The sequence below is a fragment of the Pedobacter sp. R-06 genome (genome assembly GCF_049913135.1).
Taxonomy (GTDB): domain Bacteria; phylum Bacteroidota; class Bacteroidia; order Sphingobacteriales; family Sphingobacteriaceae; genus Pedobacter.
The window spans coordinates 1,989,251-2,002,729 of record NZ_CP183977.1 but is presented as its reverse complement, the minus strand read 5'-3'; the positions used below and the strand labels follow the sequence as shown (position 1 = coordinate 2,002,729).

The window sequence follows — 13,479 nt, the reverse complement described above, 5'->3', positions numbered from 1 at the left end:
TTAAATGAGGATTGATACTACCACGCAATACCATAATCTTCACCATGATTACTCGAGCCACCTTGCAAACTATTGTGTTTCCAATCAAAATAAATGGCATTAATTGGCCCACTGGTCCGTTCTGAAAAACTGAGTGTATACCCCATTTTTTTCAGTTCATTACGCACCTCCTCTTTCGTATTGGTATTTAATAAGATCTGACCAGATTTTGGTTCTCTGTCGCTCGTTTTAGTACCACCAAGAGAAAGCCAAAGCTGATTCGTATTAAAGTTAGCCGCTTCGGTTGCCTTTTGCACATTCATACCAAACTCAGCCATGTTTAAAAAGAACTGCAACAAGTTCTGATCCTGGGTATCTCCACCCTGAACTGCGGCAGATACAAAAGGTTTACCGTCTTTGAGAAACAATGAGGGCGAAAGTGTTACCCTTGGCCGTTTGCCCGGTGCAACAACATTGAAGGGATTTAAGGTAGAATCGAGCACAAAACTTTGCATCCTTTGACTCATCCCAATACCTGTATTACCGGCAATACAGGCCGGAAGCCAGCCTCCGCTTGGGGTAACTGATACCACCCAGCCTTCTTTATCTGCAGCTTCTATCGATGTTGTTCCCCTCCACAAACGATCTTCATAAATTTCTTTTGGGGTATTATTACCTAAGTCGTGCTTTGGTGCAAAGTTACGCTTGGTTGTATCAGGGTTAAAGCCTCTACTTTTTAACAGATTTAGATAAGGGTTTTTCTTGCCTTCGTATGGGTAAGGATCACCAGGACCGGTGTTCGCATCATTTTTATCGGGCTGAATCAGTGAGGCCCGTTGTTTAGCATAATCTTTACTTAGCAAGCCTTTCATCGGTTCAGCAGGACTTTGGTTTGGGTCGCCATAATAAAAATCGCGATCTGCAAAAGAAAGGTTCATTGCCTGATAAACAGTATGGATATATTTTGAGCTATTGTAGCCCATTGCTTTTAGGTCGAAATTCTCTAATATATTCAAAGCTTGCAATAAAACGGGGCCTTGTGTCCACTGTTTTAATTTGTATACTTTAATGCCTTTATAATCGGTGCTTAGCGCTTCTTCTTCAACTGGTTTCCATTTAGCAAGATCATCCATTGTAATCAGTCCGCCTTGTTCCTTACTCCCACGTACAAATTCCTTGGCGATGTCTCCTTTATAGAAACGATCGTAAGCGGCCATCAATGCCTCTTGTCTGGAGCTGCCTTTCTTCAGTGCAGCTTGCTCTGCTTCAACCATTTTGGTTAGGGTAGCCAATAGATCTTTTTGAACAAAAACTTCGCCCGCTTCTGGCGCCTCACGTTTTTCGCTCAAATGTGGCAGCAGTACTTTTTTACTATAAGGCCAGGTTTTGATCAATTCCTTATCGCGCTCCATACTGTTTGCTGCCTGTGCTTCTATGGCGTAACCCGCGGCCATGTGTATGGCAGGTGCTAGAACCTGCCCCAGGCTCATGCTGCCATATTTACTCAACATATAAATCAGTCCGCCAGGTGTACCTGGCGTTGTTGCGGCCAAAGGGCCATACTCTGGCGGGAAACTATAACCTTTAGCTTTAAAAAAGGCTACGGTTGCTCCGGTTGGGGCTACTCCCATCGCATTAATCGCTATCACCTTTTTTGTATTTGGGTTATAGATTAGCGCCTGTGTTTCTCCTCCCCAGCTTAATGTATCCCACATGGTGCAGGTGGCAGCCAACATGGCACATGCTGCATCAACCGCATTTCCCCCTTGCTGAAAGATCATCGACCCTGCGGTTGCTGCCATCGGCTTTCCGGTAATGGCCATCCAGCTGTTGCCATAAAGCATTGGCTTTTGCGTTTGCTGTGCAAATAAAGAATTAAGAGATAATGAGAATAACAGAAACAAGGCTAAATTTTTCATAGTTCCAATATAGCTAAAATATGTACTGCGGCAGTCCAGCATCCGCACAACAACCCTTAATTCGGGGGAATAAAACAAGCTTGTTACAAATTTAACCGCCATAGAACAACTTTCCGTACTGCACATAGTTAGCTTCTTCTAAATTCATCCAACCAGAAGAATGTAAGGTTCTATTCTCACTTCTTTTTCTTGGGTTTGGGTTCAGGTAGTTCAGCTACAGTTATGTTTACCAGTTTTTTTAGCCAATCGCGATCTTCCATCTGCTCTTCGATTAGAAACTGATTTTTTGCGCCCGGGTAAGGCGGTGCTTCAAAAATATCTTTTATATATGCTCTTCCAGATAAAGTTGGCTTAACAAACAGCTTGTTATCACACACCAGCGCAAACAACTTATCATCAAAATACAACCCATATTCACCAAACATTTTTTTATAGGTAACATGTCCTGAATAATCAATCTGATCTATTATAAAGTCTACGAATTTCTGTTCTGATGCCATTGTAAATTGATCTAATTTGAACGTTGTAACATGAGTAGGGCTAAAAAATTAATCAAAAAGTTTTAACTGTATTTAAGATCATGATCGCCTACAGCGCTAAGATAAGCACAATCATCCGTTAAACTAAACCTACACTAGAGCTGATTATCGATTTATTGCGCTTGTTTTGATTGTGCTTTGCAATAATGCACTTAATCATTAAATTTGCCGCCCAAATGAACAATTGATGGTTAAAGCACACTGTTGTTCTAAACGGTAAAAAAAGAATAAAATGGAAGAAAACGATTTTGTTTCTATCTGGCTGGAAGAAACAGGAAATCCTGCAATTGAGAAATTAGCACAGCTAAATCTTGAAGTTGCCAATAAAATTACAAAAGTACTTGCAGAAAAGGGCGCAACAGAAAACGATCTTGCTTCCATACTGGATATTAATCCTGATGAAATTAAAAGGTGGTTAACTGGCAGGCATGTCTTCAGCATCAAAACCATTAACGAAATTGTTATTGCAATGGCTGAAATTACACAGAGAAAACAACAACCTGAATTTCAATAATTTATTCACTTGTACTTTTAGTTTTGATTAAGCGCTAATTTAAATCCATACGATTTTCCTTTAGAGGGATAAAACGGGTCATTAATTGGATTTGGGCGTAATCATTTAAATATTAGGGTAACTCTAAATTATTTATCTACTGTAGTTTTGTTAAAGTTAACCGTTTTGAGCTTACTTACATTCTTTTTTTCAATGGCTTTTCCTGCATAACCAGGTTTATTTACACCCCATACCACATTGCTGTTAAGTAGGCTGATGTATCCAGTATTTTCAAAATAAAACCCTGCAATTGCGCTTTTAACAAGACCTTCTACATTACTCGGCCTACGGTCGTATACACCTCCTTCTTCCTTGGTCGTTTTATCAAGATAAACACTAACCTGATCAAAATAGATCTCTGAAATTTTATCGGGACTTTCGCCACTGATGTAAACACCACTTTCTCCCGTGCAGCGGATATTATTGAAATAAATATGCTTAACCGCCCCTACCTTTCCCTTGGTTTGTCCTTTTGGTAAACGCCAACCAGCATCTTTATTATTGCTGGTTGCTCTTGGGTAAGCAGTAATATAAATCGGCTCTGCCTTGCCCCACCATACATCCGAAAAAAGTTTCGACTCGATAAACAGGTTAGAAAAAATCACGTTGTTTACCGTACCCTCATCACGGTTTTGGATGCCAATGCCGCGGTTGCTTTTCCTGATATTACAATTATTGATGAGCACATTACTGATCCGATCCATATTTTCAGAACCTATTTTAATGGCGCATGAGCTAGAGGTCATGGTACAATTACTAATCACAATATTTTCGCAGGCACCATATTCTTCAAATTCACGTCTGTTTTTTAAGCAGATACAATCATCACCTGATTCGATAAAACAATTGGTAATCCTCACATTTTTGCTGTGATCCAGATCAATCCCATCGCTGTTGCGGATTTTAATACTGTTCAACAGCGTAATATTTGATATCGATACATCATTACACCCTACTAAATGAACTGTCCAATAGGCTGAATTTTGAAAAGTTACTCCATCTATGTTCACTTTATTACAGCCGATCAAAGTAAGCAAATGCGGCCTTGGGTCTACAACATTGAAGGGTTTTAATACATACGAGTCGCTAAGTTCCTCGCCCATAAACGAAATCCCATTTCCATCAATTACACCTGTTCCGCTGATGCTTACCTGTTCGAGTTTTTCGCCTCCAATCCAGATGGTGCCCTCACCTTTATTTTCTCTAAAGGCACTTTGTGTGTAGAGTTTTTCATCTGGACTAGCCAAAAGCTTAGCTCCACCTTCCACTCTTAAATCAACGAAAGATTTTAAATTAAAAGGACCAGTTAAAAACACATTACCAGCGGGTACAACCACCTGTCCCCCGCCTGCTGCTGCACAGGCGTCGATGGTTTTCTGGATAGCTGCTGCATTGTTGGTTTTTCCATCGCCTACCGCTCCGTAGCTTTTAATATTGTATAATTTATTTTGAGCCATTGCGCCGAAAGAAATCAGCAGGGCAAAAAAGAGTAAGGTTTTAATCTTCATTTTTAACATGTTAGAAATAAATACATTAGCTATTTTACATAAAGCTTCGCTTACCAAAAAACAGTATAAAGTGCTGCAAGGATACCACAGATAATAACCGAGGCAATGGTAAAGGCCGGAGTAACCTTAAACATACTGCGATCTATTTCAAGACCCTGTGGATTATCTTTACTTTTCGGATCGGTTAGTGTTACCACAATCATTAATCCTATTATAATCATAAACACCCACGACATTCTGTTTAAGAAAGGAATCGGTGCGATAGCGCCATTGGTAACTGTAGGCAAGAATTTAAATAAAGTAGATAAGGGGATGGTTAATAAAGCAGCAGTAAGCGCTGCACGCGACGTAGTTTTCTTCCAAAAAAAGCCCAGTAAAAAGATGGCAAAAACACCGGGCGAAATAAAGCCGACATATTCTTGAATGAACTGATAAACCTGATCAAAACTACGTAACGCCGGAGCAATAACGATAGCGATTAATGATGCGACAACCACAGACCAGCGACCAACCGAAACCAAGCGCGTTTCGGAAGCTTCGGGTTTGATAAACTTTTTGTAAATATCCAGCGTAAAAATGGTGGCTATGCTGTTACATTTCCCAGCAAGGGAAGCTACGATAGCAGCAGTGAGCGCGGCGAAAGCCAAACCTTTTATCCCTGCAGGCAGTAAATTCATGAGCACCGGGTAGGCATGATCGGGTTTAACCGTTCCGGCAGCATCGAGCATTTCGGAATGAAAATAACCACGTTGATAAAGCACATAGGCTGCAATACCAGGAATAACAACAATAACTGGGATTAGTAATTTTAAAAATGCAGCAAATATTAGTCCGTTGCGTCCAGTCTTTAAATCGGCTCCCAATGCCCTTTGAACGATATACTGGTTACAACCCCAGTAATTTAAATTATTGATCCACAAACCACCTACCAGTACTGCAATACCCGGCAGTTCGTTGTAGAATTTATCGCCTTTCGAAAATATCATATGAAAATGATCAGATGCCTCACTGCGTAATAATGGAAGCGAGGCTAAAACACTTGGTGCATCTAATTTTTCGGATACGAGTTTAAGTGCCATATAACAAGTAATCAATCCGCCTGCAACTAGAACAAAAACCTGTATTACATCGGTATAACCAATTACCTTCATCCCTCCTAACGTAATGATAGCAGAAAAAATGGCCAGAAAAATGATGCATATATTAAAAGGAACGCCTGTAATGGTTTCAATAGCAATAGCACCAAGAAAGAAAATAGACGTTAAGTTTACAAATACATAAACGAGTAACCAAAAAACAGCCATCAGCGTACTTACCGTATTATTATAGCGGTTAGACAGAAACTGTGGCATGGTGTAAATTTTGTTCTTGATATAAATGGGTAAAAAGAATATGGCTACAATAATTAGCGTGGCAGCTGCCATCCATTCGTAACTTGCAATGGCGAGCCCCATAGCAAAACCCGATCCTGACATGCCAATAAAGTGCTCGGCAGAAATATTAGAAGCAATGATCGATGCACCAATTGCCCACCAGGTGAGCGAGCCTTCTGCCAGAAAATAATCCTTGGTATCGGTACGTTTTTTTTTCTTGCTCCGATAAACCCAATAGCCATATGCCGAAACAATAATAAAATACATCAAAAAAACAGCATAATCGAATGCAGACAAGTTGTTCATATGGACTTTTTATATTTGGTTTTTTTTAAAAATCAGAAAAAATTCCAATGTTGAAGGTTTAATTCGATTATTTAATTACGTAAACGTTTTCGCGTTGCAGTTAGCAATAACATAGATTTACCCTGTTAACAACCTGTAGATTCGCGCTTAGTGAGCACCGACTTCAATATAATATTCTGTTCATCATCCAGTTGTTTATTGTTGAGAATTTTGAACAGGCATTTTGCTGCTTCACGCCCAATTTCGAAGGCCGGTTGTGAGATTGTGGTAAGTGAGGGGTTCAAAAGTTTTGCGGTACTCAGGTTCGAAAAGCTCAGTATTTTCACATCATTCGGAATCTTTAGGTCCATTTCTCTGCAGGCGCAATAAGCAGGAATAATAAATTCTTCAATCGAAGAAAAAAGTGCATCTGGCTTATACTTCTTGAGTAACTCCTTTATATGTTGCAGATTAAGTTCTTCGTCATCCTGATATTTAACAACGGGCTGCTCACCAGCAGTTATTCCATGCGTTTTCAGTGCATCAAGATAACCTGTAAACCTGGCTTTACCAGCAGGAAGATTTTCCAACCCATACAAATAAGCAATTTTGGTACAACCGCATTCAATCAAATGTTCAGTCGCCTGAAAAGCAATTTCGTAATCGTCGGTAGTTACTTTAACTGCGTCTAGATTTTCATAAACGCGATCAAAAAACACCAATGGAATTTTCTTAACCAGGTTAGTATAATATTCGCTGTTATACTCACTGCTCGATACGGAAGTAAGAATACCATCTACCCGGCCATTTAATAAACTATTGGTAAAGGCAACTTCTGCTTCTATATTTTCGTGGGTTTGATAAATGAGCACATGGTAACCATACTGTCTGGCAATTTCTTCAATTCCCTTTATGGACAAAGAGAAAAAATTATTGGCTACACAGGGGATAACTACAGCAATAGTTTTGGTTTTGTTGCTGCGGAGGTTACTGGCCGCTGGATTTGGTGTATAATTCAGCTCCTTAGCCAAGGTCCATACCCTATTTTTTGTTTTTAAACTGATTTCGTAACTGTCATTGAGGGCCTTAGAAACGGTTGCGATGGAAATATTTAATTCCTGAGCCAACCGCTTAATGTTCACTGCTTCCGCCATGTCTTAAAAATTTGTTTAGTTAGTTTTTTTCAGAAGAAAATGTCCCGTATAACACTTTAGTTAGCAATACAATAGGCCAAAAGCTTCTTTTTCACCAGCATCTTCATCAAAAATAATCCAGCTTGTCTCAATTTTTAGAGCGGGTTTGCCGAATTTATGTTCATAATATTTGTTGGCTACAGCAATAAGATACTTCTTTTGACTAAGAAAAAGCATCTGCTACAAACGAAAATATGAAATAATCGTAATAACAACGTTTATTTCTTTTCTTTTATACATTTCACTAATCGGCATTCAGGCAGAAAAGGACGCCCATTAGTGTAACACAAACCGTAACCTATTAAATATAAACAAATTAAAGTTGATTACACAGTATAGAATTAAAATTTACTTAATCGTTTACGTAAATAAAATCGGCGAAATATAAAAGTTTAAGCTTCTAAAAACTCAACTTTAACTTATAAAATCAAAGAAAATCTTTAACCAATCCATTTCTAGCCTTATGAGAAACCAAAGCGAAGCTTCAAAGGATAATCAAAATCCATTGCAAAATCTTGATCAATGGGAAGAGGATATATTAATCCGCTATCCTGATCCAAAAAACATCAACGCTGAAAAAAAAGAAGAGCAGTTCAGAAATTATGATGAAACGGAAAAAGACAGCGTAAAAGAATTTTACAGACTTAACCATACCTACCAAACATATGATTTCGTAAAACAGAAAAAAGCAGATTATTTAAAGTTCGACAAACAGGAAATGCCAATCTGGAGTGCTTTTGATTTTCTGAATAAGTTGGTGGATGATTCTGATCCTGATACCGATCTTGACCAGATGCAGCACCTGCTACAAACATCAGAAGCCATTAGAAACGACGGCCATCCCGATTGGATGGTGCTGGTAGGTTTAATACACGATATGGGTAAAGTACTGTGCCTGTTCGGAGAGCCACAATGGGCGGTAGTGGGCGATACTTTTCCGGTAGGTTGTGCCTACTCAGATAAAATTGTTTATCCAGAATTTTTCAGTCAGAATCCAGATTTTAAAAACGAAACCTATCAAACCAAATTGGGTGTTTATACCCAAAATTGCGGCTTGGATAAGGTAGACATGTCATGGGGTCATGATGAATATGTATACCACATGATGAAACCCTATATTCCGGAGCCAGGTTTATACATGCTCCGTTACCACTCATTTTACTCGCAGCACAGGGAAAATGCCTACGATCACCTGATGAATGAAAAAGATCATGAAATGTTTAAATGGGTTAACCTGTTTAATCCTTACGATCTGTATTCTAAAAACCCAAATCAGAAAAGCTGGGCAGAGCTTGAGCCTTATTACAAAGCGCTTGTGGCCAAATATCTACCGGCTACTATTAAATTTTAACATTCTATCTCAAAACAATAACTAAACAAAACAACCAATTTATGAACCTAAATCTACAAAAATCATGAGATTTAAATGTACGAGCTTAAAGCATGCCAGCATCTTTTTGCTACTTTTACTGATCAGCCAGTCGTTCAACACTGCTTTTGCGCAAACTGAACGAAAAATTACCGGAAATTTAATAGATGACGCTAAACTGCCTATTGTAGGCGCTTCAGTTACCGTTAAAGGAACCACTAAAGTGACCTCAACAGGTGCAGGCGGATCCTTTACCATTTCAGCTAAAACAGGTGACAAAATCCTCTTCAGTTTTTTGGGCTACCAAACAAAAGAACTTACGGTAACTAACGCATCCACCTATCAGGTAGTCATCAACGAGGCGAGTTCATCGCTTACTGATGTAGTAGTTGTTGGTTACGGAAAAAGCTCAAGAAAAGCATTAACCAGCTCTATCTCTACTGTTAAAGGTGATGATTTAAATAAAGGTGCCATTAGCGATGTTGGTCAGATGCTGCAAGGTAAAGTACCGGGATTAAACATTACCAGAAGTGGCGACCCGAACCGTAATGCTGCAATCATTATGCGTGGAGCATCTACCCTGCGTGACGGTGCGCAATCGCCATTATTTGTAATTGATGGTGTAGTTGGTGCTGACATTTCTATTCTTGCGCCAGATGATATCGCCTCTATCGATGTATTAAAAGATGCTGCCGCTGCCGCTATTTATGGTAACAGGGCCGCAAATGGTGTAATTATGGTGACCACCAAAAGAGGTGTAGCGGGTGCAACACAAATTGCTTACAATGGTTACTTTGGTGTAGAAAACGTATCTAACCGATATGACATGATGGATGCTGATCAGCTTAAGGCATTTTTGGCCAAAAATAATTCTGCACTCACCCCCGCAAATGATAAAGGTGCAAATACCAATTGGCAGAATGAGGTACAGCGTAGTGATGCTTTATCATACAACCACAATATATCTTTAAGTGGTGGTACAGAAAAGACTACTTATAATGCTAGTTTAAATTATTTTAAACAAGATGGAATTATTAAAACCAGTGATTTAAATAGGTTTATCGGTCGCATCGGAATTGAACAAAAAGCTTTAAACGATAAGTTGAAGATTGGATTGAACATCAGCAACTCGGTCACGAATGCTAATCTGGTTCCATATCGCAATACGGTATTGTCGCAGATGCTTACTTATCTGCCAACATCGCCAGTTAAGAACCCAGATGGGTCCTATTTCGATAACCTAATCCAGACCAGCTACTATAATCCGGTTTCTATGCTCGAAAACGGTACAGAGAACCTTAAGAATAAAAACATACTAGGCAATTTAACGATTAACTTAAAATTACCATTCGGCTTCTCTTACGATGTTTCTGCATCTTATCAGAATAGCCAAAACGTTTACGGTGCATTTTATAACAGCATTTATACTTCCAGGTATAACAATGTTCGAAATACGCCAGAGCCACCCGCAACGCCAAGCTTCGTAACCCTGGTAGGTAAAGATGGTTTGGCTGTAAGAAATGCCTATCAGAACACCAATAAGATTTTAGAGACCTACTTAACTTGGAATAAAAAATTTGGCGACCATGATATCAATGCCGTGGTGGGTTATTCTTATCAGCAATCGCTAAATAATGATGGCTTTCAGGCTACCTCTACAAATTTCCCGATTAACCAGGTTAGTTATAACAACTTAAGTTTAGGAAACCCCTATGCGGTAACCGACTTCAGGGTCGATTTTAATCCAAATGTAACTTATCAGGAAATTTTGATGATCTCCGATTTTGCCAGGGTAAATTATAATTATAAAAACAAATACCTGATCCAGGGATCGATCAGAAAAGATGGGTCTAATGTATTCGGGGCTAACGAAAAATGGGGTTATTTCCCATCTGTAGGTGCAGCATGGAACATTGACCAGGAAAATTTCTTTAAAAATGCAGGCGTTCTTAAAACCCTTAAATTAAGAGGCAGTTATGGTATTGCAGGGAACTCACTTGGCTTTGCCCCGCTAACAACTAAACTCATTTATGGACAGGTTGGACAGTTTTATTATAACGGTTCACCAAGAGAAGGTGCTTATGGTGCAATCCAGAATGAAAACCCGGATTTAAGATGGGAGAAAACAGCTACAACGAATATTGGTTTAGATTTCGGACTATTTAATGGCAGATTAACAGGATCTGTAGACCTATATGATAAAAAAACAACTGATCTGATTTTGACATTTGGCGTTGACAATAACTTATACCCAGCAGGTTCTTATACGGCAAATGTTGGTAGCCTGAGCAACAAAGGCATTGAGGTGGTTTTAAATGGTACGCCAGTAAGCAAGGATAACTTCAGCTGGACTACCGGATTTAACCTGGCACATAACCAAAATAAGGTTATTAGCTTATCAGATGATAGCAGATTCAATATTGAGGATCGCCTTACCGTTTCTCCTGATGGTGCCGGACAAAGTGGTGCAACACTACAGATCCTTAAGCCAGGTGAGCCAATCGGAACTTTCTTTACGTATAAATATGCTGGAAAAGATGCCAATGGCGTGTCGCAGTATTATGATGCAACAGGTAATATCAAAACACAGGGCTTGCTTAATAAAACCGATTATTATATCCTTGGAAATGCACAACCGAAAGCGTTGTTAGGTTGGACAAACAACATCAGATATAAGAATTTTGATTTAAGCATATTTATGAGAGCGGTATTAGGTGTTAAAATTATGAACGTTACACGTGCTGATTTATTCAGGCCGAGCACCGCCCAGTTCACCAATATCCCTGTAGAGGTTGAAAATGAGTCAGTAGCTGATTTCAACTCCTATAAATATTCGAGCAGGTTCCTGGAAAATGGCAGTTACCTGCGTTTAGATAATGCTACGCTTGGGTATACTTTCAAAAAAGGCCTTATTCCTGGTGTAAATTCTATTCGATTGTATACCACAGCGAATAACCTGTTTGTAATTACCGGTTATAAAGGAATAGACCCAGAGATAAATCAGGGTGGTACTGCTCCAGGTGTAGATACCAATAACTTTTATCCTAAAACCAGAACATTTTTATTCGGGTTAAACGTATCATTTAACTAAAATTTAAAAAGATGAAAAATCTTATCAAATATTATATTACAGGAGCTGCGTTATCATTAGGCGTATTGACTTCCTGCCATAAATTGGATTTAAAAGTGGAAACACAGCTAACTCCTGAAACGTTTCCCCAAACAGATCAACACTTTATACAGCTAACTGGTCAGGTATATGTGCAGCTTCGCCAAAACTGGAGTACCGATTATTTCTTTATGCAATCTTTAAGTACCGATGAATCCATTATGCCGGCCAGAGGCGGTAACTGGTATGATGGTGGCGTATTTGAAAACCATCATAAGCATACCTGGAATAAGGATAATGGACATGTTAATAGTGGTTGGGGATGGCTTTCTGCAACAATTAGTAAAGCAAATCAAACCTTATTTTTACTGAAAGATGCTCCCGAATCTCCAGGAAAAACAGTGGCGGTAGCCGAGGTTAGGGCAACAAGAGCCTTAGCATTTTTTATGATGATGGATTTGTGGGGGAACATTCCTATTGTAACCACTTTCGGACAAACAACACCACCTGAAACCAAATCGCGCCAGGAAGTTTTTAATTTTATTGAAGCAGAACTTAAAGAAGTATTGCCAAATTTAAGCAGTGCTACAGGAACAGCGACCTATGGCCGCCCAAATAAATATACAGCCTATGCTATTCTGGCTAAAATGTACCTGAATGCAGAAGTTTATATTAATACACCAAAATACAATGAAGCGGTAGCGATGTGTGATGCCATTATTGGCGCCTCGGGTTCCCCTTATAGTTTAGAAAGCGATTATAGAAAAATGTTCTTCATTGATAATGGGCCTCAAATCAAAGAATTTATCTTTGCTATCCCTTTCGATCCTGGATTTAGTAATGGTACCATGATCTATTCGCGTTACTCATTACCACGTTCTTTACAGGCAAAATACAGTTTAAAATTTACACCAAGTGCCCCGATGAGTACATTACCAGAATTTTATGCAAATTTCAACGATCCTAATGATAAAAGAAATGCACAATGGATTAAGGGACTACAATTTTTGAATGATGGCAGACCAGTAACAGTAAGTACTACAAAAAAAGGATACGATCAATTCTATGCAGGTTCTGATGGTTCAGCTGCACTCACTTACCAGGTTGATATTACACCAAATGTTACCCTTAGAGATGCATCCAGACCTTTTGATGCCGGAAATGATGAAATAGCCTGGAATATGGGATATAGAAACAATAAATTTTATTGCGACAGCACATCATCCAGCAGAAATCAAAATAATGATGTGCCAATATTCAGGTATTCTGACATCTTGTTGATGAAAGCTGAAGCTATACTTAGAGGTGCAACGCCTACACAAGGGCAAACTGCTCTATCATTAGTGAATCAGTTACGTGCTGTTCGTACTACTTCACCTGCATGGACATCAATTACTTTAGAGGACTTATATAAAGAACGGTGTAGAGAAATGGCCTGGGAATGCTGGCACCGCAACGATATGATTCGCTTTGGTAAATATGAAGGAACATGGGGCTTTAAAACAGATGCACAAACTTTTCATAGACTCATGCCGATTCCAGCATCAGCTATTATATTAAATCCCAAGCTAAAGCAAAACCCTGGTTACAATTAATCGGTGGTAAACAATACAAAAATTTCTCTGGGGTAAAAGCCAGAGAAATTTCTTATT

Annotated in this window: 10 protein-coding genes; 4 read left to right on the top strand and 6 right to left on the bottom strand. The window is 39.1% G+C overall.

All coding sequences use genetic code 11. The features are described from left to right. Positions 1-17: 17 nt before the first annotated feature. Complete coding sequence (locus ACN9MR_RS08180) at positions 18-1,898, bottom strand: gamma-glutamyltransferase family protein (RefSeq protein ID WP_426329117.1); 1,881 nt, start codon at positions 1,896-1,898, stop codon at positions 18-20. 176 nt (positions 1,899-2,074) lie between these two features. Beyond that, the gene (locus ACN9MR_RS08175; RefSeq protein ID WP_426329116.1) at positions 2,075-2,398 is read right to left on the bottom strand and encodes a TfoX/Sxy family protein; all 324 of its coding nucleotides are present in this window, start codon (positions 2,396-2,398) and stop codon (positions 2,075-2,077) included. 271 nt (positions 2,399-2,669) lie between these two features. Here ACN9MR_RS08175 and ACN9MR_RS08170 point away from each other — a divergent pair, with 271 nt between their 5' ends. Further along, positions 2,670-2,951: a hypothetical protein gene (locus tag ACN9MR_RS08170; RefSeq protein ID WP_426329115.1), complete on the top strand. Its 282-nt coding sequence runs from the start codon at positions 2,670-2,672 to the stop codon at positions 2,949-2,951. A gap of 128 nt (positions 2,952-3,079) precedes the next feature. Here ACN9MR_RS08170 and ACN9MR_RS08165 read toward each other — a convergent pair whose 3' ends face one another. The 4 genes from ACN9MR_RS08165 to ACN9MR_RS08150 form a co-directional block, all read right to left on the bottom strand. Continuing rightward, entirely contained in the window at positions 3,080-4,498 is a 1,419-nt protein-coding gene (locus ACN9MR_RS08165; protein ID WP_426329114.1) for a glycoside hydrolase family 28 protein, read from the bottom strand. Positions 4,499-4,548: 50 nt separating this feature from the next. After that, a complete protein-coding gene (locus ACN9MR_RS08160; protein ID WP_426329113.1) occupies positions 4,549-6,177 on the bottom strand; it encodes a sodium/sugar symporter in 1,629 nt (542 codons plus the stop codon). Between the two features lie 125 nt (positions 6,178-6,302). Then, complete coding sequence (locus tag ACN9MR_RS08155) at positions 6,303-7,310, bottom strand: LacI family DNA-binding transcriptional regulator (protein ID WP_426329112.1); 1,008 nt, start codon at positions 7,308-7,310, stop codon at positions 6,303-6,305. Positions 7,311-7,370: 60 nt separating this feature from the next. Next, on the bottom strand, positions 7,371-7,526 hold the full coding sequence (locus ACN9MR_RS08150) for a hypothetical protein (protein ID WP_426329111.1): 156 nt from the start codon (positions 7,524-7,526) through the stop codon (positions 7,371-7,373). Positions 7,527-7,812: 286 nt separating this feature from the next. Between ACN9MR_RS08150 and ACN9MR_RS08145 the strand changes: the two genes are divergently transcribed. From ACN9MR_RS08145 to ACN9MR_RS08135, 3 genes are all read left to right on the top strand, one after another. Next, entirely contained in the window at positions 7,813-8,700 is an 888-nt protein-coding gene (locus ACN9MR_RS08145) for an inositol oxygenase family protein (RefSeq protein WP_426329110.1), read from the top strand. Between the two features lie 64 nt (positions 8,701-8,764). Further along, positions 8,765-11,809 (top strand): SusC/RagA family TonB-linked outer membrane protein, encoded by a 3,045-nt coding sequence (locus tag ACN9MR_RS08140; RefSeq protein WP_426329109.1) that lies wholly within the window; start codon positions 8,765-8,767, stop codon positions 11,807-11,809. Between the two features lie 11 nt (positions 11,810-11,820). Further along, positions 11,821-13,422: a RagB/SusD family nutrient uptake outer membrane protein gene (locus ACN9MR_RS08135; protein WP_426329108.1), complete on the top strand. Its 1,602-nt coding sequence runs from the start codon at positions 11,821-11,823 to the stop codon at positions 13,420-13,422. The last annotated feature ends 57 nt before the right edge of the window (positions 13,423-13,479 follow it).